At 70.1% G+C, this 26,692-nt stretch carries 23 protein-coding genes; 5 read left to right on the forward strand and 18 right to left on the reverse strand.

Features of this window, described 5'->3' with window-relative positions; all coding sequences use genetic code 11:
• Positions 1 to 109: 109 nt before the first annotated feature.
• The 6 genes from folE to dacB form a co-directional block, all read right to left on the reverse strand.
• Positions 110 to 718, reverse strand: a complete 609-nt coding sequence (folE, locus tag AB0M92_RS35515; protein WP_229337459.1) for a GTP cyclohydrolase I FolE — start codon at positions 716 to 718, stop codon at positions 110 to 112.
• A gap of 112 nt (positions 719 to 830) precedes the next feature.
• Entirely contained in the window at positions 831 to 2,852 is a 2,022-nt protein-coding gene (gene ftsH / locus AB0M92_RS35520) for an ATP-dependent zinc metalloprotease FtsH (RefSeq protein WP_366106485.1), read from the reverse strand.
• A 208-nt stretch (positions 2,853 to 3,060) separates the two neighbouring features.
• The gene (gene hpt / locus AB0M92_RS35525; protein WP_030158549.1) at positions 3,061 to 3,621 is read right to left on the reverse strand and encodes a hypoxanthine phosphoribosyltransferase; all 561 of its coding nucleotides are present in this window, start codon (positions 3,619 to 3,621) and stop codon (positions 3,061 to 3,063) included.
• 65 nt (positions 3,622 to 3,686) lie between these two features.
• Complete coding sequence (gene tilS, locus AB0M92_RS35530) at positions 3,687 to 4,748, reverse strand: tRNA lysidine(34) synthetase TilS (RefSeq protein ID WP_366106486.1); 1,062 nt, start codon at positions 4,746 to 4,748, stop codon at positions 3,687 to 3,689.
• A gap of 291 nt (positions 4,749 to 5,039) precedes the next feature.
• The gene (locus tag AB0M92_RS35535; RefSeq protein WP_366106487.1) at positions 5,040 to 6,167 is read right to left on the reverse strand and encodes a zinc-dependent metalloprotease; all 1,128 of its coding nucleotides are present in this window, start codon (positions 6,165 to 6,167) and stop codon (positions 5,040 to 5,042) included.
• Positions 6,168 to 6,237: 70 nt separating this feature from the next.
• On the reverse strand, positions 6,238 to 7,686 hold the full coding sequence (gene dacB, locus AB0M92_RS35540; protein ID WP_366106488.1) for a D-alanyl-D-alanine carboxypeptidase/D-alanyl-D-alanine-endopeptidase: 1,449 nt from the start codon (positions 7,684 to 7,686) through the stop codon (positions 6,238 to 6,240).
• A gap of 163 nt (positions 7,687 to 7,849) precedes the next feature.
• Here dacB and AB0M92_RS35545 point away from each other — a divergent pair, with 163 nt between their 5' ends.
• The gene (locus tag AB0M92_RS35545) at positions 7,850 to 8,344 is read left to right on the forward strand and encodes an inorganic diphosphatase (RefSeq protein ID WP_008742522.1); all 495 of its coding nucleotides are present in this window, start codon (positions 7,850 to 7,852) and stop codon (positions 8,342 to 8,344) included.
• Between the two features lie 160 nt (positions 8,345 to 8,504).
• Entirely contained in the window at positions 8,505 to 10,160 is a 1,656-nt protein-coding gene (locus AB0M92_RS35550) for a threonine/serine exporter family protein (RefSeq protein ID WP_366106489.1), read from the forward strand.
• Positions 10,161 to 10,292: 132 nt separating this feature from the next.
• On the opposite strand, the gene AB0M92_RS35555 is transcribed toward AB0M92_RS35550, so the two are convergent.
• From AB0M92_RS35555 to AB0M92_RS35580, 6 genes are all read right to left on the reverse strand, one after another.
• Positions 10,293 to 10,994 carry a VTT domain-containing protein gene (locus AB0M92_RS35555; protein ID WP_366106490.1) on the reverse strand — a complete coding sequence of 234 codons (702 nt, stop codon included), beginning with the start codon at positions 10,992 to 10,994 and terminating at the stop codon, positions 10,293 to 10,295.
• A 155-nt stretch (positions 10,995 to 11,149) separates the two neighbouring features.
• Positions 11,150 to 11,908 (reverse strand): MerR family transcriptional regulator, encoded by a 759-nt coding sequence (locus AB0M92_RS35560; protein WP_366106491.1) that lies wholly within the window; start codon positions 11,906 to 11,908, stop codon positions 11,150 to 11,152.
• Between the two features lie 95 nt (positions 11,909 to 12,003).
• Positions 12,004 to 12,516 carry a DinB family protein gene (locus tag AB0M92_RS35565; protein WP_366106492.1) on the reverse strand — a complete coding sequence of 171 codons (513 nt, stop codon included), beginning with the start codon at positions 12,514 to 12,516 and terminating at the stop codon, positions 12,004 to 12,006.
• A gap of 107 nt (positions 12,517 to 12,623) precedes the next feature.
• The gene (gene mrdA, locus AB0M92_RS35570) at positions 12,624 to 14,705 is read right to left on the reverse strand and encodes a penicillin-binding protein 2 (protein ID WP_366106493.1); all 2,082 of its coding nucleotides are present in this window, start codon (positions 14,703 to 14,705) and stop codon (positions 12,624 to 12,626) included.
• A 99-nt stretch (positions 14,706 to 14,804) separates the two neighbouring features.
• Positions 14,805 to 16,262 carry an aldehyde dehydrogenase family protein gene (locus AB0M92_RS35575; protein WP_366106494.1) on the reverse strand — a complete coding sequence of 486 codons (1,458 nt, stop codon included), beginning with the start codon at positions 16,260 to 16,262 and terminating at the stop codon, positions 14,805 to 14,807.
• Positions 16,263 to 16,351: 89 nt separating this feature from the next.
• A complete protein-coding gene (locus tag AB0M92_RS35580) occupies positions 16,352 to 17,230 on the reverse strand; it encodes a helix-turn-helix transcriptional regulator (protein ID WP_053691382.1) in 879 nt (292 codons plus the stop codon).
• Positions 17,231 to 17,576: 346 nt separating this feature from the next.
• Here AB0M92_RS35580 and AB0M92_RS35585 point away from each other — a divergent pair, with 346 nt between their 5' ends.
• Entirely contained in the window at positions 17,577 to 18,134 is a 558-nt protein-coding gene (locus AB0M92_RS35585) for an ATP-binding protein (RefSeq protein ID WP_366106496.1), read from the forward strand.
• Between the two features lie 141 nt (positions 18,135 to 18,275).
• On the opposite strand, the gene AB0M92_RS35590 is transcribed toward AB0M92_RS35585, so the two are convergent.
• Positions 18,276 to 18,491 (reverse strand): DUF397 domain-containing protein, encoded by a 216-nt coding sequence (locus AB0M92_RS35590; protein WP_051696354.1) that lies wholly within the window; start codon positions 18,489 to 18,491, stop codon positions 18,276 to 18,278.
• A gap of 312 nt (positions 18,492 to 18,803) precedes the next feature.
• Between AB0M92_RS35590 and tatA the strand changes: the two genes are divergently transcribed.
• Entirely contained in the window at positions 18,804 to 18,983 is a 180-nt protein-coding gene (tatA, locus tag AB0M92_RS35595; RefSeq protein ID WP_366106497.1) for a Sec-independent protein translocase subunit TatA, read from the forward strand.
• A gap of 27 nt (positions 18,984 to 19,010) precedes the next feature.
• Here the strand turns inward: tatA and AB0M92_RS35600 are convergent, their stop codons facing one another.
• Entirely contained in the window at positions 19,011 to 20,180 is a 1,170-nt protein-coding gene (locus tag AB0M92_RS35600) for a DUF2786 domain-containing protein (RefSeq protein WP_366106498.1), read from the reverse strand.
• A gap of 262 nt (positions 20,181 to 20,442) precedes the next feature.
• On the opposite strand from AB0M92_RS35600, the gene AB0M92_RS35605 reads away from it, so the two are divergent.
• On the forward strand, positions 20,443 to 22,173 hold the full coding sequence (locus AB0M92_RS35605) for a bifunctional 3'-5' exonuclease/DNA polymerase (RefSeq protein ID WP_366106499.1): 1,731 nt from the start codon (positions 20,443 to 20,445) through the stop codon (positions 22,171 to 22,173).
• Positions 22,174 to 22,200: 27 nt separating this feature from the next.
• On the opposite strand, the gene AB0M92_RS35610 is transcribed toward AB0M92_RS35605, so the two are convergent.
• The 4 genes from AB0M92_RS35610 to AB0M92_RS35625 form a co-directional block, all read right to left on the reverse strand.
• Positions 22,201 to 22,662 carry a GNAT family N-acetyltransferase gene (locus tag AB0M92_RS35610; RefSeq protein WP_366106500.1) on the reverse strand — a complete coding sequence of 154 codons (462 nt, stop codon included), beginning with the start codon at positions 22,660 to 22,662 and terminating at the stop codon, positions 22,201 to 22,203.
• Positions 22,663 to 22,666: 4 nt separating this feature from the next.
• A complete protein-coding gene (locus AB0M92_RS35615; RefSeq protein WP_366106501.1) occupies positions 22,667 to 23,878 on the reverse strand; it encodes a serine hydrolase domain-containing protein in 1,212 nt (403 codons plus the stop codon).
• A 320-nt stretch (positions 23,879 to 24,198) separates the two neighbouring features.
• Positions 24,199 to 24,936, reverse strand: a complete 738-nt coding sequence (locus tag AB0M92_RS35620; RefSeq protein ID WP_366106502.1) for a PaeR7I family type II restriction endonuclease — start codon at positions 24,934 to 24,936, stop codon at positions 24,199 to 24,201.
• 12 nt (positions 24,937 to 24,948) lie between these two features.
• Positions 24,949 to 26,622 (reverse strand): Eco57I restriction-modification methylase domain-containing protein, encoded by a 1,674-nt coding sequence (locus tag AB0M92_RS35625; protein WP_366106503.1) that lies wholly within the window; start codon positions 26,620 to 26,622, stop codon positions 24,949 to 24,951.
• Between the last annotated feature and the right edge of the window lie 70 nt (positions 26,623 to 26,692).

Genomic DNA, 26,692 nt, shown 5'->3' on the forward strand with positions numbered 1-26,692 from the left:
TCGTCAAACTGCTCCTCGACGCACCCGACCAGGCAGCCGGCCTGACCGCCGTCAAGGCACTCGCCGGCGAACTCGCCGAAGGCATCCGCAGGGGCCGGGGGGACGCCCTCTAGCGCGCCATGATCAGGCTCATGGCCTCGTTGCGGGTCGCGGGGTCGCGCAGCTGGCCCCGGACCGCCGAGGTGATCGTCTTCGCGCCGGGCTTGCGGACCCCGCGCATGGTCATGCACATGTGCTCGCACTCGACGACCACGATGACCCCGCGCGGCTCCAGGATCTCCATCAGGGAATCCGCTATCTGCGTGGTCAGCCGCTCCTGCACCTGAGGGCGGCGGGCGAACACGTCCACGAGGCGGGCCAGCTTCGACAGCCCGGTGATCTTGCCGTCGATGGACGGGATGTAGCCGACGTGGGCCACGCCGTGGAAGGGCACCAGATGGTGCTCACAGTTGCTCATGACCTCGATGTCCTTCACCAGGACCATCTCGTCGTGTCCCAGGTCGAAGGTGGTCGTGAGGACCTCTTCGGGCTTCTGGTAGAGGCCGGCGAATATCTCCTTGTACGCGCGGGCCACGCGGGCCGGGGTTTCCAGGAGGCCTTCGCGGTCCGGGTCCTCGCCGACCGCGATCAGGAGCTCGCGGACCGCCGCCTGGGCGCGCTTCTCGTCGAACTCTCCGATCGTGCCCTCGTCACCGGTCAGGGTCACTGGGTCGGTCATCTCTTCCTCGTTCCTGTGTGCACTGGCGCCTCACGGGCACGCAAAAGTGCCGCGCCCCCCAGGCTAGAACCTGGGGGGCGCGGCATCCATTCCGGGACGGTCCGGCCGAGGGCTACTCGGCGCGGTCCTCCGGCGCGGGGTCCTTCTCCACGGACACGGCCGGCGTCGCCGCCGAGGTGCCGTTCGCCGAGTTCGTCAGCTGGAGCTCCTTGGGAGAGAGCACCGGCGGGCGGGTCGACGGGGTGCGGTGCGAGGAACCGGTCCACGCCGGGCGAGCCGGGCGCTTCACGATCGTCGAGAAGACCTCGGCGATCTCCTCCTTGCCCAGCGTCTCCTTCTCAAGGAGGGCCAGGACCAGGTTGTCGAGGACGTCGCGGTTCTCGACCAGGATCTCCCAGGCCTCGTTGTGCGCCGTCTCGATGAGCTTCTTGACCTCTTCGTCGACGAGCGCCGCGACCTCTTCCGAGTAGTCCCGCGGGTGCGACATCTCGCGGCCCAGGAACGGCTCGGTGTTGTCCCCGCCGAACTTGATCGCGCCGAGGCGCTCGGTCATGCCGTACTGGGTCACCATCGCGCGGGCCGTCGCCGTGGCCTTCTCGATGTCGTTCGCCGCACCGGTGGTCGGGTCGTGGAAGACCAGCTCCTCGGCCGCGCGCCCGCCCAGCATGTACGCCAGCTGGTCGAGCATCTCGTTGCGCGTGGTCGAGTACTTGTCCTCGTCGGGCAGGACCATGGTGTAACCCAGGGCCCGGCCGCGGGACAGGATCGTGATCTTGTGGACCGGGTCGGAGTTCGGGGAGGCCGCCGCGACCAGGGCGTGGCCGCCCTCGTGGTACGCGGTGATCTTCTTTTCCCGGTCCGACATGATCCGGGTCCGCTTCTGCGGGCCCGCCACGACGCGGTCGATGGCCTCGTCCAGCATGTAATTGTCGATCAGCTTGCGGTCCGAGCGGGCGGTGAGCAGCGCCGCCTCGTTCAGGACGTTGGACAGATCGGCACCGGTGAAGCCGGGGGTGCGGCGGGCGACGGCCGAGAGGTCGACGTCCGGAGCGACCGGCTTGCCCTTCTGGTGGACCTTGAGGATCTCCAGACGGCCCTGCATGTCCGGACGGTCGACCGCGATCTGCCGGTCGAAGCGGCCCGGGCGCAGCAGCGCCGGGTCGAGGATGTCCGGACGGTTCGTGGCGGCGATCAGGATGACGCCGCCCTTCACGTCGAAGCCGTCCATCTCGACGAGCAGCTGGTTCAGGGTCTGCTCGCGCTCGTCGTGGCCACCGCCCAGACCCGCACCGCGGTGCCGGCCGACGGCGTCGATCTCGTCGACGAAGACGATCGCCGGTGCGTTGGCCTTGGCCTGCTCGAACAGGTCGCGGACACGCGAGGCGCCGACACCGACGAACATCTCGACGAAGTCGGAACCGGAGATCGAGTAGAACGGGACTCCGGCCTCGCCCGCGACGGCGCGGGCCAGCAGGGTCTTGCCCGTTCCGGGCGGGCCGTACAGCAGCACGCCCTTGGGGATCTTGGCCCCGACGGCCTGGAACTTGGCCGGCTCCTGCAGGAACTCCTTGATCTCGTGGAGTTCCTCGACGGCCTCGTCCGAGCCCGCGACGTCGGCGAACGTCGTCTTCGGGGTGTCCTTGGTGATGAGCTTGGCCTTGGACTTCCCGAAGTTCATCACCCGGGAGCCGCCGCCCTGCATCTGATTCATCAGGAACAGGAAGACGACGACGATGAGGACGAAGGGCAGCAGGGAGAGCAGCACGCTGAGGAACGGGCTGGTCTTGTCCGGAGAGACGGTGTACCCGTCCGGGATCTGACCGGCTTCGAACTTGGTCTGGAGGTTCTGGGCGAGCTGGACGCCCTGGTCTCCGATGTAGTTGGCCTGGAACTTGGTGCCGTCGTTGTCGCCGAGCTTCTGGTCCTTCTTCAGCTCGATCTTGATCATCTGGCTGTCACCGGTGGTGAGCTTGGCGCTCTCCACCTGGCCACTGTTGATCGCCTTGATGACCTCGCTGGTCTCCACCGACTTGTAGCCGCCGCCGGAGCCGACGACGTTCATCAACACGACCACGGCGAGGACGGCCAGCACGATCCACATGACCGGCCCACGGAAGTATCGCTTCACGTCCATCCATACGGGGCGCCAGGCGCCCCGTCCCTCCTGCCCGTAGGTAAATGCTGCTGTGAGTAAAGACTGTTCTTCGGAATGTACCCCTGTATTGTCACCCGCGGCCTCGTGGGACGGCTGACAGAACTGCTTTCCCCTGCTCCAACGGCAGGAATCGTTCCAGGGTTCCCCTGGGCGGGCCCCGGTCCGGGGCCCGATCCCGGTCCCGGCGTCAGCCGCCGTAGACGTGCGGGGCGAGCGTGCCGACGAACGGCAGGTTGCGGTACTTCTCCGCGTAGTCGAGGCCGTAGCCGACGACGAACTCGTTCGGGATGTCGAAGCCGACCCACTTCACGTCGATCGCGACCTTGGCGGCGTCGGGCTTGCGCAGCAGCGTGACGACCTCCAGGGAGGCCGGCTGGCGGGAGCCCAGGTTCGACAGCAGCCAGGACAGGGTCAGACCCGAGTCGATGATGTCCTCGACGATCAGGACGTGCTTGTCCTTGATGTCGGTGTCCAGGTCCTTGAGGATCCGGACCACACCGGAGGACTGGGTCCCGGCGCCGTACGAGGACACCGCCATCCAGTCCATGGTGAGCGGAGTGGACAAGGCACGCGCCAGGTCCGCCATCACCATCACGGCGCCCTTGAGCACACCGACGATGAGCAGGTCCTTGCCCGCGTACTCCGCGTCGATCTTCGCGGCCAGCTCGGCCAGCTTCGCGTCGATCTCTTCCTTGGTGATGAGCACCGACTGGAGGTCGCTGCCCATGTCCTTCTCGTCCACCCGCATCACTTTCGTTTGCGGCCGGGGCTCCGGGGGTGCCCCCGGAGGACTCAGCCGTGTTTCAGCACCAATCAGCCCTGCCGGATGACAAGTCTGCCACCCTGCCGCTGGGCCTCGACCCGGCCGGGCAGGTTGATGGCGCCCTGGCCCCGCCATCCGGTGATGAGCCGGTCCACTTCCTCGATGTGGCGGGCGAAGAGCGAGCCCGCGGGGGAACCGGCCGCGACCACGGCCCTGCGCAGCACACGGCGGCGGACGGCCGGGGGCAGGGCGTACAGCTTGGCGCACTCCAGCTTGCCGTCCTCGTCCCGTACGCCCGCCTCGGCATCGGCGGCCCAGGAGTCGAGGGCGTCGGCGTCGTCGCGCGACAGCTGGGCGGTGCGGGCCAGCGCCTCGACCACTCCCTTGCCCAGCGCCTTTTCGAGGGCGGGCAGTCCCTCGTGGCGGAGCCGGGAGCGCGTGTAGGCCGGGTCGATGTTGTGCGGGTCGTCCCAGACCGGCAGGGACTGGACCATGCAGGCCTTGCGGGCGGTCTGCCGGTCGATCTGGAGGAAGGGGCGGCGGTAGCGGTGGCTGCGGCCCGGTCCGCCCGACACCTCGGCCATGCCGGACAGCGAGCGGATGCCGGAGCCGCGGGCGAGGCCCAGCAGGACGGTTTCGGCTTGATCGTCCCGGGTGTGGCCCAGCAGCACGGCGGCGGCGCCCAGGCGGTCGGCGGCCTCGTCGAGGGCGGCGTAGCGGGCGTCGCGCGCCGCGGCCTCGGGTCCGCCGTCGCGGCCGACGCGCACGGCGACGGACTCCACCGGGTCGAGGCGGAGCGCGGTCATGCGGGTGACGACCTCGGCGGCTCGCAGGTCGGAGCCGGCCTGGAGGCCGTGGTCGACGGTGATGCCCCCGGCCCGGATGCCCAGCTTGGGCGCCTCGAAGGCCAGGGCCGAGGCGAGGGCCATGGAGTCGGCGCCACCGGAGCAGGCGACGAGTACGAGTGGCAGGGTGGCGGCCGCCGCGACGGGTGTCCCCCCGGACGGGGTAGGGGAGTGGCCGGCGGGACGGTCGGTGAGGTCGGTGAGGACGTCGTGGAGTACGCGGCGGACCGCCAGGCGTATCGCCGCGACCGCAGGATGGGGACCCATGTCCGGTGCCCTTCGGTGGAGTTCGGATGCCTCGAAGGCTGGGGTGTGATGCTGGAACGGCTGCTGTTCGGTGCTGTTCGACGCTGCCCGGTGCCCCGGCCCCCCGTGAGGAGCCCCCCGCCGGGAGCCCCCGCGGAACGCGGGTTGTCACTCAGAGTGCGTCGATGGTGACAGAACCGAGCCGTTCCCTGAGCATCGCACGCCCTTCCACGCCTCACGGTCCCTCGGACGGGTGACGCTTCTTCCCCCAGTGGGACATGTTTACGCCCCCTGAGTCACTCCCCTTCGCTTCTATTCGCCCTTGCGGTGCACCCGCGCGACCCAGTCCGCGGGCTTGGCGATCTCCGCCTTCGTCGGCAGTGTGTTCGGTGAGGTCCAGACCCGGTTGAAGCCGTCCATGCCGACCTGGCCGACGACGGCCCGTACGAAGCGCTCGCCGTCGCGGTACTGGCGCAGCTTCGCGTCGAGCCCCAGCAGCTTGCGCAGCGCCGCGTCGAGGCGGCCCGCGCCGCTGGCCCGGCGCTGCTGGAACTTCTCGCGGATCTCGGCGACCGAGGGCACCACGGCGGGGCCGACGCCGTCCATGACGTAGTCGGCGTGGCCCTCCAGCAGGGACATGACGGCGGTCAGGCGGCCGAGCACCTCGCGCTGCTCGGGAGTCTGGACGAGCTCGACCAGGGAGCGGCCCTCGTCGCCCTGCTCGGAGTCGGGGCGGGCGCCGGCGAAGGACTGGGCGGCCTCGCGCACCCGCTCCAGGATGGTCGCCGGGTCCACCTCGGTGGCGCCGAGGAAGGTCTGGATCTCGCCCTCCAGGTGGTCGCGCAGCCACGGGACGGCCGTGAACTGCGTACGGTGCGTCTCCTCGTGCAGGCAGACCCAGAGCCGGAAGTCGTGCGGGCGCACGTCCAGCTCGCGCTCGACGTGGACGATGTTCGGGGCGACGAGCAGCAGCCGGCCGCCGCCCGGGGCCGAGCCCGGCAGATCGCGTCCGGCCGGGGCGAAGGTCTCGTACTGGCCGAGCACGCGCGAGGCCAGGAAGCTGAGCAGCATCCCCAGCTCCACGCCGGTGACCTTGCCGCCGACCGCACCGAGGACGGCGCCGCCGGGGGCGCCGGCGCGGCGGTCCTGCATCTTGCCGAGCAGCGGGGCGAGGAGCTCGCGGAAGCCGGCCACGTTGGCCCGGACCCAGCCGGACCGGTCGACGACGAGGACGGGGGTGTCGGGGACGGTGATCCCCTCGGGGATCATCCGGGTGAACTCGCGGACGTGGCGTTCGGAGGTCTTCGCATGCCCGCGCAGCTCCGCCACCACGGCGCGGGCCTCGTCGCGGCTGACCTCGGGACCCGGCCGCACCAGCCGGGTCGCGGTCGCCACCGCGAGATTCCAGTCGACCATCTCGGCACCACCGATGCTCGTCATGCGTCAACGGTACGTGGACCGGCGCCGCGGCGGAGCCCCTCGGATGCGCCCGGAGGCGGCCGGGAGGGCGCTAGGAGGCGCGGGCGACGGCCGCCGCGAGCTTGTCCAGGCCCTTCTCCGCGGCCCCGGGCTCGGGGGCGTTCGCGGTCAGGAACGCGAAGGCGAGCAGTCGCCCGGAGGAGTCGACGACCGTCCCGGCGAGGGAGTTCACGCCGGTCAGGGTGCCCGTCTTGGCGCGTACGAGCCCGGCCGCCGGGGAGGTGCCGGCGTTGCGGCCGCGCAGGGTTCCGGTGAACCCGGCGACGGGCAGTCCGGTGAGTACGGGCCGCAGCTCCGGGCGCTGCGGGTCGGCGGCCTTGGCCAGGAGTCCGGCGAGCAGCCCCGTGCTGAGCTTGTCGGCCCGGTTGAGACCGCTGCCGTCGGCGAAGCGGGAGCCGGCGGTGTCGACGCCGAGGGCGGCGAGCCGGGCGGTGACGGCCTTCTCGGCCCCCTCGAAGCCGGCCGGCTGGCCGGAGGCGAGGGCGGTCTGGCGGGCGAGGACCTCGGCGATGTCGTTGTCGCTGTTGGTCAGCATCCGCTCGACGAGTCCGGCGAGCGGGGTGGAGAGGGTGGTGGCGAGCGGCTGGGCCCCGGCGGGCGCCTTGGCCTTGGCCGGGTCGGCGGTGACCTTGATGCCGCGGTCCCCCAGCATGGCCGCGAAGGAACGGGCGGTCTCCCTGGCGGGGTCGTCGACCCGGTCGGCGGGCCCGGAGGTGGACTCGTCGGGGCGGCCCTCGTCGGCCGCGAGGGCGGTGACCGGAGCGATGTTGGGGTTCTCGCCGATCGGGTGGCGGGCCGGCCCGGTGAAGAGGGTGTCGTCGTAGCCGAGGCGCACGGAGTCGGTGCCGGCGGCCTTGAGGGCCTGGGCCGTGTCGGCGGCGAGGGCGAGCAGGCTGCCGCCGGAGCCGGCGGGACTCTTCTTCCTGGCGGTGAGGGAGGGGTCCCCGCCGCCGACCAGGACGATCTCCCCGGGGCCCGCTCCGGGGGTCACGGTGGTCCGGATGCGGTGCTCGGGGCCGAGCGCGGAGAGGGCCGCCACCGCCGTGGCGATCTTGGTGGTGGAGGCGGGGGTCATGGCTTCGCGCGCTCCGGACTCGAAGAGGACCCGGCCGGTGGCGGTGTCGATCACCGCGGCCGTACGGACGGTCCCGAGCGCGGGGTCGGCCAGCAGCGGCCGCAGCGCCTCGGCCAGCTGCCCGGAATCGGCGGCCGCGATCCCGCTGCCGGTCGTGCGCGGGGAGCCCGGGCCGATCCCGGAGAGCACCCCGGGGGCGCTGGGCGCGGCCTGGGGCAGTAGCCCGGCGGCGCGGCCGGCACCGTGATCTGCGCCACCCGCAAGGCCCCGGGAGGCGGCCCTGTCGCGCTCGGCCTTACGCTGGCCGGAGTCCCAAGGACCGGCCGCGGCCACCGCGGCCACCGACAGGGCGAGGCCGGCGACGGCCGACACCGCGATGAGCTGCCACGTCTTGACGTATGGCACCTCGGACCAGCCCCTTTCGCGATCACACATATGCGTGAGGGACACTTAACCACTGCGTCTTGCCGCGAGCATGGCACCCACCCCGCGGGGCTGGGCACGGCCCGCGTGCAGATGGACCAATTGCAGTCTCGAAGCAATGAAGCTGATCATGGAGGAGCAGGACGTGGAGTTCGACGTCACCATCGAGATCCCCAAGGGTTCGCGGAACAAGTACGAGGTGGACCACGAGACCGGCCGGATCCGTCTGGACCGTCGCCTCTTCACCTCCACCAGCTACCCGGCGGACTACGGCTTCGTCGAGAACACCCTCGGCGAGGACGGCGACCCGCTGGACGCGCTGGTCATCCTTGACGAGCCGACCTTCCCGGGCTGCCTGATCAAGTGCCGCGCGATCGGCATGTTCCGCATGACCGACGAGGCGGGCGGCGACGACAAGCTGCTCTGCGTGCCGGCCTCGGACCCGCGCGTGGAGCACCTGCGCGACATCCACCACGTGTCGGAGTTCGACCGCCTGGAGATCCAGCACTTCTTCGAGGTCTACAAGGACCTGGAGCCGGGCAAGTCGGTCGAGGGCGCCAACTGGGTCGGCCGCACCGAGGCCGAGGCCGAGATCGAGGCCTCGTACAAGCGCCTGGAGGCCCAGGGCGGCCACCACTGAGTCCTCCCGCCCCGCTGAGTGCGCTCGGCAGGTGACAGGCTCGAACGCGACGGGCGGTACCCCTTCACCGAGGGGGTGCCGCCCGTTCGTCGTCTGGTTTCGCCGAGGACGAAACGGTTCCGCATACTGATACCCGGGCTGGTCGGGGACTGGAGGACGTGTGGCGGAGGGCGAGGGATCCGGGGGCGCGGAGGACCGGAAGCCGAAATCCGACGAGGCGCGCAGCGCCTTCGCACCGCCCGCCGGCATCGATCCGGAACCGGTCGACGAGGACCAGCCGACCTCGGAGTTCGCCGTACCGGAAGGGGTTCCGGAGCCGAGCGCCGAGCCCGGGCCGGAGGGCTCCGCCTTCGCGCCCCCGGCCACGTACAGCGCCCAGCACTCGCCGCCCGCCTACACCCCCGGCGCGGGGTTCCCCGTCTCCCTGATGAAGGAATCCCCCTGGCAGGACCGCATGCGCACCATGCTGCGCATGCCGGTCGACGTCCGGCCCGTCCCGGAGGCCGTGCACAAGCACGCCGAGCACGGACCCGCCGTCGGGCGCGTACTCGACCTCACCCTGCGCATCGGCGAGCTGCTGCTCGCGGGCGGCGAGGGCGCCGAGGACGTGGAGGCGGCGATGTTCGCGGTGGCCCGCTCGTACGGGCTGGACCGCTGCGAGCCCACGGTGACCTTCACCCTGCTGTCGATCACCCACCAGCCCTCGCTCATCGACGATCCGATCTCGGCGAACCGGACCGTACGCCGCCGCGGCACCGACTACACCCGGCTGGCCGCCGTCTACCAGCTGGTGGACGACATCAGCGCGCACGAGTTCGAGCTCTCGCTGGAGGAGGCCTACCGGCGCCTCGCCGAGATCCGCCGCAACCGGCACCCGTACCCCTCCTGGGTCCTGACGGCCGCCGCCGGGCTGCTCGCCGGGGCCGCCTCCACCCTGGTCGGCGGTGGCGTGGTCGTGTTCTTCGCGGCTGCGATCGGGGCGATGCTCGGCGACCGGTTCGCCTGGCTGTGCGCCGGGCGCGGGCTGCCGGAGTTCTACCAGTTCGTGGTCGCCGCGATGCCGCCGGCCGCCATAGGCGTGGCCCTGAAGCTGACCGAGATCGACGTGCGCGCCTCCGCGGTGATCACCGGTGGGCTCTTCGCGCTGCTTCCCGGGCGGGCCCTGGTAGCGGCCGTGCAGGACGGTCTGACCGGCTTCTACATCACCGCCTCCGCCCGGCTGCTGGAGGTCATGTACCTCTTCATCGGCATCATCATGGGCGTGCTGGTCGTGCTGTACCTCGGGCTCCAGCTGGGCCCCTCGCCGAAGCCGGAGGAGGTCCTGCAGATCACCCAGCGGCCGCCGATCCAGATCGCGGCCTCGATGGTTCTGGTGTTCACGTTCGCGATCCTGCTCCAGCAGGAACGGTCCACCGTGTGGATCGTGACGCTGAACGGCGGGGTCGCCTGGGTGACCTTCGGGGCCCTGCACTACGCGGGCGGCATCCCTCCCGTGCCCTCCACGGCCATCGCCGCCGGACTGGTCGGACTCTTCGGCCAGCTCTTCTCGCGCTACCGCTTCGCCTCGGCCCTGCCGTACACGACGGCGGCCATCGGCCCGCTGCTGCCGGGCTCGGCGACGTACTACGGGCTGCTGCTGATCGCCGAGAACCGGCTGAACGAAGGCCTCGGCTCGCTCGTGAACGCCGCCGCCATCGCGCTGGCCATCGCGATCGGGGTCAACCTGGGGTCGGAGACCTCGCGGCTGTTCATGCGGATCCCGGGCGCCGCGAGCGCCGCCAAACGGCGCGCGGCGAAGCGAACCCGCGGGTTCTAGGCGGGCACCCCGCTGGCGCCCGTCTGCCCGCACCACGCGAAAGCCCCGGCCGGACCCTCTCGGGTCGCCGGGGCTTTCGGACGGGCCGTGGCGGGCCTGGAGGCCCTGGCGCGCCTGGAGGCCGGTACGGGCTCAGCGCTTGGCGTGGCGGCCGCTGCGCCGGCCCGGGGCCTGCGCGTCCTCGTCGCTCGCGGACTGCCCGCCGGAGGCGGCCAGCGCCTTCTTCTCCTTGCGGGACTTCAGCACCTCGAAGATCACCGGGATGACGGAGATCAGGACGATGACGATGAAGATCGGCTCGACGTTCTTCTTGATGACCTCGAACTGGCCGAGCTGGTAGCCCAGGATCGTGACGCCCGCGCCCCACAGGATGCCGCCGATGACGTTGAACGTCAGGAAGGTGCGGTACTTCATCGCCGTCGCGCCCGCGACCATCGGCGCGAAGGTGCGGATGATCGGCACGAAGCGCGCGAGCACGATGGCCTTGGGGCCGTGCTTCTCCATGAAGTCGTGCGCCGAGTCGAGGTTCTCCCGCTTGAAGAGCTTGGAGTTCGGCCGGTTGAAGATCTTCGGACCGAAAACCTTGCCGATCATGTAGCCGACCTGGTCACCGAGGATGGCGGAGGCCGAGATCAGGGTGCAGACCAGCCACAGCGGCTCCTTGATCGTGCCGCTCGCGGTGAACAGGCCCGCCGTGAACAGCAGCGAGTCCCCGGGCAGGAACGCGAAGAGGCCCGACTCCGCGAAAACGATGACCAGGATGCCGATCAGACCGAATTGCCCGATCAGATACTCCGGGGACAGCCACTCTGGGCCGAGCGCAAGCGTGTACACGAGTTCCGGGCTCTCCTGGATCGGGGTATCGCGAGTATCGCGGCGGGGCGTCCGAGGGGGGCTTCGGACAGGACTGCGGTTTCAATTATCAACGCACAAGACCCCCTCCCGGTTCCAGGTACCGGGAGGGGGCCGTGCGGGGAACATCCGGCGATCTAGACGCTGCGGACGGCGTTCGCGAGGATCGCGTCCCGTACGAACACCGCCAGGCCGGTCCGGATCCCGTCGTAGTAGGCGGTGAAGCGCTCGTCCGCGACGTACATCTCACCCAGGCACGTGTGCATCTCGTGCGAGCAGGTGTAGCAGTTGCGGTCGATCCACCCGCGGTGCTCCTCGGCCACGTCCATGGCCTCCTCGGACTCCGCGGCGACGCCGGATCCCAGCAGCGCGGCGAACCGCCGGTTGATCTCGTCCGCCTCGTCCTGGAAGCGCTTCCAGTCCTCCTTGGTGAAGGCGGCCGACCGACGGCCGGACTCCTTGTACGCGTCCGTGTCGCCCCAGCGCCGGTGCGCCTCGTCCGCGTACTGGTCGGGGTCGAAGTCCCCGAAGACCTCGAACTTCTCCTCGGGCGTGAGGTTGATGCCCATTCTCTCTGCCTCCATGGCGTGCTCCACGGCCTCGGCCATCTGCTGGAGCCGGGCGATCCGGTCGGACAGGAGGGCGTGCTGCCGGCGCAGGTGCTCCCTCGGGTTCGACTCCGGATCGTCCAGCAGGACCGCGACCTCTTCGAGCGGGAAGCCGAGCTCCCGGTAGAACAGGATCCGCTGCAGCCGGTCGAGGTCGGCGTCGTCGTAACGCCGGTGACCCGCGCCGCTGCGGGTGCTCGGGGAGAGCAGGCCGATCTCGTCGTAGTGGTGCAGCGTGCGCACCGTCACTCCGGCGAATCCGGCGACCTGTCCCACGGAGTAGCCCATCTTTCCCGCTCCTCTGGTCGGTACGCCCTTCACTGTGGGTCCTCACGCCACGTGAGGTGCAAGTCCGCCACGGAGGTGTCCGGCAGGGGGCGCGGCTAGCCCATGGCCTTGGTGCCGTCCAGGGACTCCCGGATCACGTCCGCGTGGCCCGCGTGCCGGGCGAACTCCTCCACCAGGTGCAGCAGCATCCATCGCATCGAGACCTTGGTGTTCTCGGGGAACCAGGGAGCCGGCGGCAGCGGGAAGGTCTCGTCCAGGCTGGGCAGCTCCCGTACGAAGGCCGCCAGCTCGGCCGTGACCTGGTCCCAGAAGGCCTGGACCGACTCGATGGTCTCGTCACCGGTGAGGCGGAAGGCATCGGCCCACGACTCGGGGCTCTGCTCCGTCTCGGCCGCCCGCCCCTGCGCCATGCGCAGCCAGCTCAGCTCGACCCCGGCGACGTGCTTGACCAGTCCGGACAGCGACAGCTCACTGGCGCTGGGCCGGCTCGCCGCCTGCTCCCCGGTCAGCCCGGCCAGCGATTCGCGGATCGCCGTGCGCTGGGATTCGACGAAGAGCAGGAGCGTGCCGCGCTCGTCGCCCAGGACCTCTTCGGAGATGTGAGCCATGACCAACCGCCTTTTCGTGGTTCTCGCTGCTGACAAGGAACACGTTATGAAGGGTTGCGGTCAGGTTCTGTCCTCGATGCGGTCCGGGTGTGGCGAAGACCCGGCCTTTAGTTGCCGGCGCCCTCGGGGCGGATCGCCGGGAGCTCCGTCTGCGGCTTGGGGAGCAGGGCCTTGGTCAGGTCCTGGCTGCCCTTCTCGTCGAGCCCGTACATCGCCTCGTAGATCTTGCGGACCGCCGGCCCGGAAGCCCCGGAGCCCGTACCGCCTTGGGAGATCGTCATGACGATCGCGTAGTCGTCGGTGTACGAGGCGAACCAGGAGGTGGTCTGCTTGCCCTGGACCTCCGCCGTACCGGTCTTCGCGTGCATCGGGATCTGCTTCTGCGGCCAGCCGCCGAACCGCCAGGCCGCGCTGCCCGTGGTGGCCACCGACGCGAGCGCGCCGTCGATGTCGTCGCGCAGCTCCTCGTCCATCGGCAGCCGGCCCTGCTCCTTCGGAGCGATCTCCTTGACCGAGGTGCCGTCGGCGCTGACGACCGCCTTGCCGATGCTCGGCTGGTGCATCATGCCCCCGTTGGCGATGCCCGCGTAGATCGACGCCATCTGGATCGGGGTGACGAGGGTGTCGCCCTGGCCGATCGAGTAGTTGATCGCGTCGCCCTCGCGCAGCTGGCTGCCCTGGCGGCAGTTCTCGTACGCGATCTTCTCGGCGTACGAGCCGTCCTTCTTGCCGTCCCGGCACCAGGCGGCCTTGTTCGCCTCGGAGAAGTCCTTCTTCCACTGGCGGTCGGGGACCCGGCCGTTCACCTCGTTCGGCAGGTCGACGCCGGTCGCCTTGCCCAGCCCGAACTCGTGCGCCGTCTTGTAGAACCAGTCGCTCGGGTCCTTCTTGGGGTTGATCCCGCCGTCCTTCTTCCACTCCTTGTCCGCGATGCCGTAGTAGACGGTGTCACAGGAGACTTCCAGGGCCCGGCCGATGGTGATGTCGCCGTAGCCCTGCGACTCGAAGTTGGTGAACGTCTGGCTGCCGACCGAGTACGAGCTGGGGCAGCCGTACCGCCCGTTGAAGGGGTACCCGGCGTTCACCGCGGCGGTCGAGGAGACCACCTTGAAGATCGAGCCGGGGGCCGCCTGCCCCTGGATCGCCCGGTTGAGCAGCGGGTAGTTGGATTCCTTGTCGGTGAGGGACGCGTAGTCCTTCGCGGAGATGCCGCCGACCCACGCGTTCGGGTCGTACGTCGGGTTGGAGGCCATCGCGACGATGCGGCCGGTCTTGGCCTCCATCACGACGACCGCGCCCGAGTCCGCCTCGTAGTTCTTGTGCGTGATCTTGTCGTAGGTCTTGCGGGCTTCGACCATCGCGTTGTTCAGCTCGCGCTCCGCGACCGCCTGCACGCGCGAGTCGATCGAGGTGACGACGTTGGAGCCGGGCGTCGGCTTGTCGGCCTGCGCCTGCCCGATGACGCGCCCGAGGTTGTCCACCTCGTAGCGGGTGACGCCCGCCTTGCCGCGCAGCTCCTTGTCGTACGTGCGCTCCAGGCCCGAGCGGCCGACCTGGTCGGAGCGCAGGTACGGGGAGTCGGTCTTCCTGGCCTTGGTGATCTCCGCGTCGGTGACGGGCGAGAGGTAGCCGAGCACCTGCGAGGTGTTGGCCCCGTCGGGTCCGGCGTAGCGGCGCAGGGCGGTCGGCTCGGCGGTGATGCCGGGGAACTGCTCGGCGTGCTCCCTTATCTCCAGCACCTGGTCCGTCGTCGCCTCGTCGGTGACGGGGATCGGCTGGTACGGGGAGCCGTTCCAGCACGGCTTGGGCGTCTTCGCGTCGCACAGCCGGACGCTGTTGACCACGTCGTCGGGGTTGAGCCCCAGGACACCGGCGAGCCGGGTCAGGACGTCCTTGCCCCGGTCCTTCATCTTGGTGAGGTCGGTACGGCTGGCGGAGACGACCATCCGCGTCTCGTTGTCGGCGAGCGGCACCCCTCGGGAGTCCAGGATCGAGCCGCGCACGGCGGGCTGGACGACCTGCTGGGTGTGGTTGTTCTTCGCCTCGTCGGTGTACTCCTGGCCATTGCGCACCTGGAGGTACCAGAGGCGCCCGCCCAGCGTGAGCAGCAAGGAGAAGACGACCACCTGGATCACGACCAGGCGGTTCTGGACCCGGGGTGTGCGCCCCGTCTCCGGAATGTTGCTCAACTCAGGTCTCCCCCGGAACGCTGCCCGCTGCCCGCCTCTGACTCGCCCGAGTCTAGAGCGACCCCGGATGGAGAACCGAGGCCGGAAGGAGAAACGAGATCAGAACGGGAAAGTCGTGCGCCCGTGCTGGACCGAGATCCACTTCTGGGTGGTGAACGCCTCGATCGTGGCGTCGCCGTTCAGCCGGCCCAGTCCCGAGGCCTTCTCCCCGCCGAACGCGGCGAGCGGCTCGTCCCCGATCGTCGAGTCGTTGACGTGGATCATCCCCGTCTCGATCCGCTGGGCGAAGCGCACGCCGCGCTCCACGTCCCGGGTGTGGACGGCGCCGCTGAGCCCGTACGGGGTCGCGTTGGTCAGGCGCACGGCCTCGTCCTCGCCGTCGAAGACCACCAGCAGGGCCACCGGACCGAAGATCTCCTGGCCGAGCAGCGGGGAGTCCTCGGGGAGGCCGGCCAGCACGGTCGGCTCGACCAGGTTGCCGCGCGTAGACCCGCGGACGAGGGCCTGCGCGCCGGAAGCGACGGCCTGGTCGACGAGCGCGGTCAGGGCATCCGCCTGGAAGGAGTTGATCAGCGGGCCGATGTGGGTGTCGGCCTCGTGGGGGTCGCCGGTCTTCAGACCCCGCACGCGGGTGGTGAACTTCTCGGTGAACTCCTCGGCGATCGAGGCGTCCACGAGGATGCGGTTGGCGGCCATGCAGACCTGGCCCTGGTAGACGAAGCGGCTGAAGACGGCCGCGTCCACCGCGTAGTCGAGGTCGGCGTCGTCGAGGACGACGAGCGCGCTGTTGCCGCTGAGCTCCAGCACGGTCCGCTTGAAGTGGCGGGCGGCCACCGAGCCCACGTGCCGGCCGACCCGGTCGGAGCCGGCGAAGGAGATGACCTTCGGGACGGGGTGGGTCAGGAGCGCGTCGCCTATCTCGGCGATGTCGGTGACCAGCACGTTGAGGAGCCCGGCCGGCAGGCCCGCGTCCTCGAAGACCTTGGCGATGAGCCCGCCGCCGACCACGGGTGCGTTCTGGTTCGGCTTGATCACCACCGCGTTGCCCAGGGCCAGGGCCGGGGCGACCGACTTCATGGTGACCAGGAACGGGAAGTTGAAGGGGCTGATCACGGTGACGACGCCGACCGGGAGGCGCTGGACCCGGTTCTCCTTGCCCTCGACCGGGGAGGCGAGGATGCGGCCCTCGGGGCGGATGGCCAGCTGGATCGACTCGCGGATGAACTCCTTGGCGAGGTGGACCTCGTACTCGGCCTTGGGACGGGTCCCGCCGAGCTCGTCGATCATCGCCTCGACGATTTCCTTCTCGCGCTCCTCGGTGATGCGCAGGGCGCGTTCCAGGACGGCGCGTCTGGCGTACGGGCTGGTGGCGGCCCACTCTCTCTGGGCGCGCTCGGCGCCGCGGTAGGCCAGGTCCACCTGCTCGACGGTGGCCACGGTGATGGCCGCGAGCTTCTCCCCGTTGTACGGGTTGACGTCGATGATGTCCCACGAACCGGTGCCGGCCAGCCATTCGCCGTCGATGTACTGGTGAGCCAGGTCGTCGAATATGGACATGCCATCCCTTACTGCGAGCGCGCACCCGTGCGCTGCACCGGAGACCGATCGGTCATCATGCACTGATCAGACGTCATACTACGTGCAAATCAAGACAGTTGGAGCAGGCCGCGGAGAAGATCCCGCGTCCGGTCGGGGTCGGGGCAGTCGGCCTGGAGTCGCTCCATCGCCCTTTCGTACTGCGCCACTTCCTCGTCTTTGTCCAGGTAGAGGGCGCTGGTGAGCTGTTCCAGATAGACGATGTCCTGGAGGTCGGACTCCGGGAAGCGCAGCAGGGTGAAGGCTCCGCTCTCGCCCGCGTGACCGCCGAAGGAGAAGGGCATCACCTGGAGCTGCACGTTGGGCCGCTGGGAGACCTCGATGAGGTGCTCCAGCTGGCCGCGCATGACGTCGCGGTCGCCGTACGGGCGGCGCAGCGCGGCCTCGTCGAGGACGGCGTGGAAGACGGGGGCGCTCTCGGAGACGAGCACCTTCTGGCGCTCCAGTCGCAGCGCGACGCGGCGGTCGATCTCGGCCTTGGTGGCGCCGGGCATGCCGCGGCTGACGACGGCCTGGGCGTACGCCTCGGTCTGCAACAGGCCGTGGACGAACTGGACTTCGTAGATACGGATGAGCGAGGCGGCGCCCTCCAGGCCGATGTACGTCTGGAACCACCCGGGCAGCACGTCGCCGTAGCTGTGCCACCAGCCGGCCGCGTTCGCCTCGCGGACGAGCCCCAGCAGGGACTCCCGCTCCGCGCCGTCCGTGACTCCGTAGAGCGTGAGGAGGTCCTCCACGTCCCTTGCCTTGAAGCTCACCCTTCCCAACTCCAAGCGGCTGATCTTCGATTCGGATGCGCGGATCGAGTAGCCGGCCGCCTCACGGGTGATGCCGCGGGATTCTCGGAGTCGCCTGAGCTGAGAGCCCAGGAGTATGCGGCGCACCACAGAACCGCTTGCTTCTGCGGTCACTAGTCCAGCCCTCCCCATCGCCATGTGTACGCGTGGTCTGCGCGTGATGTGCGTCGCCGGAGCCCCCGAACCCCAGGCCCCGCAGTCTGCCACCAAAACGCATCGGTCCGTACTCGTTCTGTAACGGAATCCCACCTGCCGTAAAAGAAGTCCGTAAGTATGCGTAGGAAGAAATGAGCAAGAACCATCACGGGAGTGGACAGGTCCGGCGCGTGCACGTGCATCTGCCCTTGCATCCAGCTTCTGCATTCGGAACGATGGTGCCGCGCACCTGCGTGCTCTTTCGCGCCGGCGCCGGACCCACCCCGCAGTTCTTTCTGGCCGGAGCGCGCCGCTCCGCCCGCGAATCCCGGGAGTGCCTCGCATGGGGACGAATGGATCGACCATGCTCGAGCCGTTACGGCAGGGGCTGCCCCCGGTCGACCCCACGGCTGTCTCCGGGTCCGCCTCCTGCGCTCTGCCCGCCCGCTTCGAGGCGGTGCGGGGCGCCCGTTCGTTCACCCGGTCGACCTTGTCGCAGTGGGGCCTCGACGAGCGCTTCGACGACGTGGCCCTGGTGGTCTCCGAGCTCGTCACGAACGCGCTGCGCCATGCCCTGCCGGGGGACGCGGGGGCGGGTGCCGGCGCGGGGGCCGGGGCGGGATCGGGTTCGGGTTCGGGTTCGGGTTCGGGTGAGCCTGAACCGACGGTCCGGCTGCACCTGATGCGGTGGAGCACCCGGCTGGTGTGCGCGGTACGGGATCCCAGCGAGGACCGGCCCGGCGGATCGTTCGCGCCGGAGCGCACCCAGGAGAACTGCGACCTGGAGTCGGGGCGCGGGCTGTTCCTCGTGGACGCCTACAGCGACAGCTGGGGCTGGCACCCGCTCGCGGGCCGGCTGACCGGCAAGGTCGTCTGGGCCCTGTTCATGCTGCACGAGTAGGACTGCGCGGGCGCCGGACACCGGCGGGATCGTCGGTGAATGACGAAAACTGGCCGGGGTTGATCATTGCGATCAGTCCCGGCCAGTGCACGTGCATGGCTTGATCGGTGCGCCGTTCCTCCGGCCGTCCCTACCGGCCGATCAGGCGATCAGGTGGTCGAACTCGCCGTCCTTGACGCCCAGCAGCAGCGCCTCTATCTCGGCCGGCGTGTAGACGAGCGCCGGCCCGTCCGGGAAGCGCGAGTTGCGCACGGCGACAGCGCCACCCGGCAGCTTGGCGAACTCCACACAGGAACCTTGCGAGTTGCTGTGTCTGCTCTTCTGCCAGGTCACTCCGTCGAGTTCTGCAGCTGCCATCCCGTTGTACGCGTGGTCCACAGGAAGCCCCCGATAGTGCAGATGTCAACTGCACCGGATCATAGCTGTGTTCATAAGCGCATGCATGGGCAGATGCACGTGCACGCGGAGGGTGCTGCCCCGATCACTGTCAGGGAAGAACTCGGGTGGATCAGGGGTGAATCGGACCCATGTAAAGCCTGGATCAAGCTTTGACCAAGGCCGGGCACCGACCCGCCCTTCAGGCCTTCTTCAGATTTGTCCGTACGTGAACGGCCCTGTTCGATGGTCGGGACCGCACCGGAATTCCCGTCACCCATAGGGGGAACGCGCATGCTCCGCAATGCCCTTGAGCCCTGGCACCTGATCCTGCTCCTCATGGTCTGCGTGCTGGTCTTCGGCTCGAAGAAGCTGCCCGACATGGCCCGCTCGGTGGGCAGGTCGATGCGCATCCTGAAGTCGGAGACGCAGGCCCTGCGCGGCGAGGGCGAGGGCGAGGGCCGGCGGGGCTGACGACACGGCCGCCCGGACCGGCGCGACCTATCGCGGGAGGGGCGGCCGCCTGGTGGCCACGTGGGCCCGATCGGCAGCGGCGGTGCCGTCCTCCCAGCCCGCGTGGTCCGTGGCACCGCGCAGCCGGGTGGTGGTGGTCCGGGGGAACATCTCGTCGGCCCGCGAGGTGACGGCGACGTCGCGGGCCACCAGGGCGGGCAGGTTGTCGGGGGCCTCGGCGACGGTGTGCTCGGCGGTCTCGGCGAGGCGCTGGCCGAGGCGGCTGGCGTACGCGAGCAGGAAGGACTGCCGGAAGGTCTTGGTCCGCTTGCGCCCGCCGGAACGCTGCGCGGCCTCGGCGCGGGTCATGGCGGCCGTGCCCTGCACGAGCAGGGAGGTGTAGAGGAGCTCGACGGCCTCCAGATCGCTCTCGAACCCCACCACGGTGGAGAACTCGAAGGCGCTGTTCCACACGGCCCGGCACCGGTTGGCCGTGGCGACGGCGTCCAGCAGCACGGCCTTGGCCTCCTCGTACGGAGCCTCGACCCCGATCCGGCAGGCGGCGGGCACCTGGGCGGGTCCCTTCCCGCTCGCCGCGAGCAGCGCCTCGTCGACGGTGTGCCGGGCCATCAGCTCCTGCGCCTTGGCGCTGAGCGCTTCCGCCTCCTCCGGGAAGTTGGTCGCCTCGGCCTTGGCCAGCAGCGCGCGGATGCGCCCGAGCATGCGGGGCTCGATGTGCGCGTGCTCCAGGGCGTCGCCGACGGGGTCCCCGGGCAGCGGCCCGACGGCCTCGATGGAGGGCAGCCGGATGAGCAGCCGGAACACTTCGAGCACGGCCGTGGCGAGGCTGAACCGATCGCTCTTCTCCCGCAGCACGAGGGCTTCCCCGTACTCCGCGTCCGCTCCCCACCACGCCTCGGCGTCGGTCCACCGCTCGGGCAGCCGGGCGTACCGGCGCGCCTCGGCGGCGATCAGGTCCCGGGTGATCCGCAGATGCCGTTCGCCGAGATCCCGCCCGACCAGCCGGAGCACGTCGGCGGGCCGCCACCCCCGCTCCCAGGCCTGGCGTACGTACGCCTCCCCGCGCCCGAGCAGCTCCCGCCCGACCCCGCCCCACTGCCCGCCGTCCCCGACGAGCACCGAAGCCCCGGCGTCCAACCCCGCGTCGCCCTGGCCGTGCAGCGCGGCCTCACAAGCCCGATCGACGATCTCTCTCACCACCCCAGCTTGCCACGCCCCCCGAACCCCACCGCGGCTCGGGGCGCGTGGGCCGGGGGCCGGGGGCCCGGCGGCCCGGCCCCGCCGGCGTGAGAGGCGCTGGGGTCCGGGGGCGAGCCCCCGACGGGGTCCGGGCTGCGCCCGGTGAACGGGAGGAGGGCGGGGCGGGGAGAAAGCCCCGCGCAGCGGCACCGCCACGCCGTCCCACCCCCCGCGCGCCGACCAACCGGCACTGTCAGCCCCCGGTGGGACACTCGCACCCATGAGCGACCGCATCCCCCACTGGGCCCTGGCCGAAGCCCCCGACGGCCTCTGGCACGCAATGCCGCTCACCCCCACCACCCCCGGCACTCCTGCACCCGCCCCCGGCACCCCCACCACCCCCACCCCCCTCACCTTCAAAGACCCCGCGGAAGCGATCCGCTCCGCTCCCGCCCCCACCCGCTGGATCTGGCGCAACACCGCCGCCGTCTACCCCCGCCTGCTCGCCGCGGGCGCCCGCGTGGAGCGCTGCCACGACATCGAAGACACCGAGCTCCTCCTCCTCGCCCACGAGGGCCGCTCCGGCGAACCCCGCTCGGCGGCAGCCGCCTGGGCCCGCCTCACCGGCGCCCCCGTACCCCCCGATCCCCCACAGCCACACCGCACCACCACCCCCACCACCCAGGACTCCCTCTTCCTCTTCGACCCCCGGCCCGCCTCCACGCCGCTCCCCCTCGACGCCCTCGTCGCCATCCACCGCGACCAGGCGGACCGCACCGCCGCCACTGCCCACCCCGACCGCATGCGCCTGCTCACCACCTCCGAGTCGGCCGCCTTCCTCATCGCCGCCGAAATGCAGCGCGCCGGCCTCCCCTGGCGCGCCGACGTCCACCGCGCCCTGCTCACCGAGCTCCTCGGCGAGCGCTACGCCGGCGGAGGCGAACCCCGCCGCCTCGCCGAGCTGGCGGAGGAGGTCTCCGCCGCGTTCGGCCGCCGCGTACGCCCCGACCTGCCGGCCGACGTCATCAAGGCCTTCGCCGAGGCCGGGATCCGGCTCAAGTCCACCCGCCGCTGGGAGATCCAGGAGCTCGACCACCCCGCCGTCGAGCCCCTCATCGCGTACAAGAAGCTGTACCGGATCTACACCGCCCACGGCTGGAGCTGGCTCCAGGACTGGGTGCGCGACGGCCGCTTCCGCGCCGAGTTCGTCCCCGGCGGCACCCTCACCGGCCGCTGGGTCACCAACGGGGGCGGCGCCCTGCAGATCCCCAAGGTGATCCGCAGAGCCGTCATCGCCGACCCCGGGTGGCGGCTCGTCGTCGCCGACGCCGACCAGATGGAGCCCCGCGTCCTGGCCGCGATCTCCCGCGACCCCGCCTTCATGGACGTCGCCGGACGCCCCGAGGACCTCTACACGGCCATCTCCCGTCAGGGCTTCTCCGGTGACCGGGACATGGCCAAACTGGCCGTCCTCGGCGCCGTGTACGGGCAGACCTCCGGCGACGGCCTGAAGAACCTGGCCGCGCTGCGCCGCCGCTTCCCGCAGGCCGTGGCGTACGTGGACGACGCCGCCAGAGCGGGCGAGGAGGGCCGCCTCGTACGGACCTGGCTGGGCCGGACCTGCCCGCCGCCGGTCGGCGCCGACGAGGACGGCGAAGCGGGCATCCCGCAGGACCGGGAGGACGGCTGGACCCCGAGCTACGCCTCCACCAACACCCGGGCCCGCGGCCGCTTCACCCGTAACTTCGTCGTCCAGGGCAGCGCCGCCGACTGGGCCCTGCTGCTCCTCGCGGCCCTGCGCCAGGCCATCGCGGCCGCCGGGATGCGGGCCGAGCTGGTGTTCTTCCAGCACGACGAGGTGATCGTGCACTGCCCGGCCGAGGAAGCCGAGGCGGTCGCCGAGGCGATCCGCACCGCCGGCGACCGCGCCGGCCGCATCGCCTTCGGCGAGACCCCGGTCCGCTTCCCGTTCACGACGGCGATCGTGGAGTGCTACGCGGAAGCGAAATGAAGAGGAAGGGGTGAAGAGGAGTCGGGGCTACCCGAGGGGGTGGAAGTAGACGTGGAACGCGTCCCGCTCGAAGCCCTCCGCCTCGTACAGCGCCTGCGCGACCTGGTTGTCGTACGCCGTCTCCAGCTGCACCCCGGACACCCCGGCCTCGCGCGCCCGGCGCAGCACCTCGCGCAGGAGCGCCCGCCCGGCGCCGGTGCGGCGGCCGGAGGGGTCGACGTACAGGTCGCTCAGGATCCACATCGGCCGCAGCGCGAGGGAGGAGAAGGTCCGGTAGACCTGCGCGAACCCGACCGTTCCGGCCCCGGGCACGTCGGCCAGGAGCACCAGCGACTCACCACCCCGGAGCCGCTGCGCGAGGTACGCCCTCGGCGCGTCCGGATCCTCGACCTTCACCTCGTAGAAGTCGAGGTAGCCCCTGAACAGCGCACCCGCGACGTCGAGATCGCCGTGACCGGCGACGCGCAGCACCACACCTTGATCGCTCATTCCCTCAGTGTGCGGTAACGGACTGGGCGGGCAGGCTGAAAACGTGGTCCGGCGTGACGACCTTGGTGATCGCCTCACCGAAGAGGGTGCTGGGCTCGGAACCCTCGTACGAGATGTCCGTGTTCAGCATCACCGTCAGCGTGGCCTTGGCCTCCGGCAGGTACACGGCCAGCGCCTGGTAGCCGGGCAGGGACCCGTTGTGGCCGATCCAGCCCTGGACGTTGAAGATGCCCAGGCCGTAGCCGGTGCCGGGCAACGCCTCGACGACCTTCAGGCGCTCGGCCTGGGTGGCGGGCTTCAGCAGCGTGCCCGTGGCCATGACCTTCGTCCAGGTCTTCAGGTCTTCGAGGTCGGAGATCATCGCTCCGGCGGCCCAGCCCCAGGAGGGGTTCCAGTCGGCCGAGTCCTCGGTCTTCCCGGAGGCGGTCTGGTCCGTGTAGCCCTGGGAGTGCGGCTTCGGGAACTCCGCGCCGACGGGGAAGAGCGTGTGGTGCAGCCCGGCCGGGCGGACGACCTTCTGGTTGATGTAGTCGTTGAGCCGCTGTCCGCTCTGCTTCTCGACCACCAGCCCGAGCAGGATCAGGTTGGTGTTGCAGTAGTAGAACTTGGCGCCGGGCTGGAACAGCACCGGGTGCTTGAAGGAGTACGCGAGCAACTCCTGCGGGGTGAAGGGCCGTCGGGGATCGCTCGTGAGGGCCTTGAAGAAACCTTCGTCCTCGGAGTAGTTGAACAGGCCGCTCCGCATATCGGCGAGCTGGCGCAGCGTGATCCGGTCCCCGTTGGGCACGCCGGCCACGTACTTGCCGATGGGGTCGTCCAGCCGGGCCTTGCCCTGGTCGACGAGCTGGAGCAGGGCGGTCACGGTGAAGGTCTTCGTGACGCTGCCGATGCGCATGTTCATGTCCGTACGGATCGGCGCACCGGTCGCCTTGTCGGCGACGCCGAAGGCCCGGACGTACGAGCCCTTGCCGGGCGCCGAGAGCGACACCATCACCCCGGGCACCTTCGCCTCGCTCATCACCTTCCGGACGGCATCGTCCAACTGCCGCGCCACGGCGGGCGTGAGCTGCGGAAACTCCTGATCGGCGGCAACGGGGGCCGAGGCCGAGGAAACGGTCCCCACCGGCATGTCCACCGCATGTCCGAGCCCGAGCGGCACCAGGACCAGCCCCACCGCGGCCACCCCCACCGCCGCTCTACGCAACCGTGTAGTCATGCCGCCCTCCTACCACGCGCAGCCCGAGGTCCAGCCTTCCCAAAGTAGCCCCACCCCCACCGCCCAGCGACCCGACGGGAATCCACCGAGAAGGGCGGTTACGGGCGGTCAGCACCCACATGCGTCGATCACTCTTCGTAGCGGACCACCTCTCGGGACAGAACCCAGAAGCGGCCCCCGGCACTCCGACCGGCAGGGGACACCAACGGGCACCACTCTCGCCCCGGCGGCCGCGCCGGTGTCGCGGAGTAGCACCCCCGCGCAGACGGGACCTGCGCACTGCGGGGCCCTCAGCTCGTCGGACCGCTGAACAGCGCGTCTTACGGTCCCTCCGGCTTGGGAAGGCCGAGCTCCTCCAGGTAGGTCAGACGCGCGTTTATGGCTGCCGAGAAATGTCGCCAGTCGAGGCTGGAGACGGGCTCGGTCGGCTTGGGGTCAGCTGCCGACGACGTCACGTAGCACACCGAGTCGTAGAGCTGCTCGGCCATGAGGCGCTCGCAGAAGATGCCGAAGCGGTCCTGATAAGAGGTGCCATGCCAGATCTCTTCAACCGGCAGGGCGCCCTTGGCAGTCCGCACAGGACGACGCGAACCTTCCTCGTCCTGCATGATGAAGAAGTAGCCGAGCCAGGGCTTCTCACCCGGATAGAGACTGGCGAGTGCCGCTCTGCGCAGATCGACGGCGCTGCCAAGCGCTTCTTCCACACGGTTGTTGTAGTTGTTGCCGAACGACGGTCCGCCGAGCGCCTTCAACTCGAAGGCCGCCACGAGGGTGTTCTCGTAGGCCACGACGACGTCCCACTGCTTCTGCGGCCTGTAGTAACCCGGCAGCTCCAGGCCCTGCGGCTTCGTGATCCGGATGCTCTCGGGCGGGTAGCCGGCGTCGAGGAAGAACTTCGCCAGGAGAGCGGCGATGGGATCGAAGTGCTTGCCGCCCCGCACGGAGCCCGCCGTACCGGCTCCGACAGCGGCCCTGATCGCAGACTGATCGATCTGTGTCTGCTTGGCGCCCCAGTACGCGGCGACGGCGTCCTCGAAGTCTTGGCGGGTGACCGTCAAGATCCGTTCCTCCTAGTCAGGCAGCTCAGCGAGCCCGTAGACGCGCAGCGCAGCCTCGGTGGCCGCCCGCACGTCGCGCTGGTCGAAGGCTTCTGCCAGAGCGACCCGATCGCTCTCGCAGATCGCTTCCGGGTCGGGCACACGAATCTTGCGGAGGTACTGCGCCTGGAAGCGAAGGGTCCCCCCACGCATCTTCACCGCGTACGCCTCCACGAATGCCTCCGCGACCTTGGACAACAACAGGCCACCGAGTACGCGCATGTCCCAGACGTCCGAGACGATGAAGTACAGGTTGTGGTGAGGGTACAGGCCGCCTTCATCGAGGACCGGATGGATCCTCAGCTTCATGTCCGGAAACAGCAGCTTCTGCCTGCGCGTCAGGCGGTGATCGACCTTGTCGATGGTCTTGTACCAGCGCTCGGGCTGCTTGACCGCGACGTACCGCTTGCGCAGGGCTTCGCCGTGTTCCTCGAAGTACGCGGAGAGGCGGGGGTACGCGTCGAGGTCGACCAGATCGCCACTGGCCGTCCAGGGGTTGACCAAGCGCATGCCGTTCCAGCTGAGCGTGCCGCTGGTGGTGTCGCGGACCATGGCCATGGGCAGCAGCCGGTCCTCCTCGACCAGATCCGCGTCCTTGGTGAGGAAGACCTTGTCGGCACCCGTGGCGATGCCGATGCCCACCTTCGTACCGGTTTCGGCGTCCTCCAGGAGCCGGAAGCGCTCGGTGAGATCTTCGAGGACCGCCAGCCTCGCGGGGGAGGCCGCGGGCCACGAGTCCTCTTCCGGGAACCAATGGGGCATGCGGGCGGCTTGGAACGAGTCCCCGTCGATCGACGTCGACCCGCCATCCGAATACCAGACGGCGAACGCCCGCGCTTGCTCGGCTCCGAAGGACCGCGTGGTGTCCGCGGCGACAGCTCCGCCCTGGGCACGGTTCGAGATGATGGTGATCGCGGGATAGGCCGACACTTGATCGTCGAACGCGTCGACGTCATGCATCACGAGGGCCAGGTCCATGCTGAACCGCTCGGTCACCAGCTGCCGGAGCTTACGGCCGTACTGGTTTCGCATCCAACGGTCGGCGCAGATGAAGCCCAGGCGTCCGTCGGGGTTGAGGCTCCGCAGCGCGACTTCGTAGAAGCCGACGTAGATGTCGGCGCGCCCGCCCATGGTGGGACAGACGCTGCGGTAGGCGGCCATGCGGTCGTCGGGTACGTCTTCGAGACGGATGTACGGAGGATTGCCGACGACGTAGTCGCCACGATGCTCCGTGTCCGGCTGCAGCAGGTAGTCGCCCTGTCCGATCCAGGCTTCCGCCACCTTCCGGACCTCCTCCGGGAGCTCTCCCGCGTCGAGCAGCTCGTTCTCGACCAGCGCACGGCTGTCACGCACGTTGCGGTCCAGGAGATCGAAGGCGCGCACGGCATCGACCGCGTCCGTGATCGGGCGCTCGTGCGCACGGCACGAGGCGCTGATCCGCGAAGCGATCGCGCCGAGGAAGGCGCCACCGCCGCAGGCGGGCTCAACGATCTTCAGGCCACAAAGGTCTTTGTCGGCCGTGTAGCCGAGGAGATCGAGAAGGAGATCGACCACCCACCGCCGCGTGAAGACCTCGCCGTGCTCGACCGCCTCGGTCGGGAGGTCCGCAAGATGCCGCAGGTCGTCGGGAAGGGGAAGAGTGGCCACCTTCCGACCTTACAAGGGTGAATTCGCAGGTCGCCCTCATCCACGAACGGGTGGGCCGGCAGACCGCCCG

It is taken from the genome of Streptomyces sp. NPDC051582, assembly GCF_040681715.1.
In the GTDB taxonomy this organism is placed as follows: domain Bacteria; phylum Actinomycetota; class Actinomycetes; order Streptomycetales; family Streptomycetaceae; genus Streptomyces.

Bases quoted from the DNA above. Each gene is read 5' to 3' on its own strand.
- ftsH (WP_366106485.1), bottom strand. From the start codon at position 2,852: ATGGACGTGAAGCGATACTTCCGTGGGCCGGTCATGTGGATCGTGCTG.
- folE (WP_229337459.1), bottom strand. From the start codon at position 718: ATGACCGACCCAGTGACCCTGACCGGTGACGAGGGCACGATCGGAGAG.
- tatA (WP_366106497.1), top strand. From the start codon at position 18,804: ATGCTCCGCAATGCCCTTGAGCCCTGGCACCTGATCCTGCTCCTCATG.
- AB0M92_RS35585 (WP_366106496.1), top strand. From the start codon at position 17,577: ATGGGGACGAATGGATCGACCATGCTCGAGCCGTTACGGCAGGGGCTG.
- tilS (WP_366106486.1), bottom strand. From the start codon at position 4,748: ATGGGTCCCCATCCTGCGGTCGCGGCGATACGCCTGGCGGTCCGCCGC.
- AB0M92_RS35535 (WP_366106487.1), bottom strand. From the start codon at position 6,167: ATGACGAGCATCGGTGGTGCCGAGATGGTCGACTGGAATCTCGCGGTG.
- AB0M92_RS35605 (WP_366106499.1), top strand. From the start codon at position 20,443: ATGAGCGACCGCATCCCCCACTGGGCCCTGGCCGAAGCCCCCGACGGC.
- AB0M92_RS35615 (WP_366106501.1), bottom strand. From the start codon at position 23,878: ATGACTACACGGTTGCGTAGAGCGGCGGTGGGGGTGGCCGCGGTGGGG.
- hpt (WP_030158549.1), bottom strand. From the start codon at position 3,621: ATGCGGGTGGACGAGAAGGACATGGGCAGCGACCTCCAGTCGGTGCTC.
- AB0M92_RS35575 (WP_366106494.1), bottom strand. From the start codon at position 16,262: ATGTCCATATTCGACGACCTGGCTCACCAGTACATCGACGGCGAATGG.
- AB0M92_RS35580 (WP_053691382.1), bottom strand. From the start codon at position 17,230: ATGGGGAGGGCTGGACTAGTGACCGCAGAAGCAAGCGGTTCTGTGGTG.
- AB0M92_RS35565 (WP_366106492.1), bottom strand. From the start codon at position 12,516: ATGGCTCACATCTCCGAAGAGGTCCTGGGCGACGAGCGCGGCACGCTC.
- AB0M92_RS35610 (WP_366106500.1), bottom strand. From the start codon at position 22,662: ATGAGCGATCAAGGTGTGGTGCTGCGCGTCGCCGGTCACGGCGATCTC.
- AB0M92_RS35560 (WP_366106491.1), bottom strand. From the start codon at position 11,908: ATGGGCTACTCCGTGGGACAGGTCGCCGGATTCGCCGGAGTGACGGTG.
- AB0M92_RS35590 (WP_051696354.1), bottom strand. From the start codon at position 18,491: ATGGCAGCTGCAGAACTCGACGGAGTGACCTGGCAGAAGAGCAGACAC.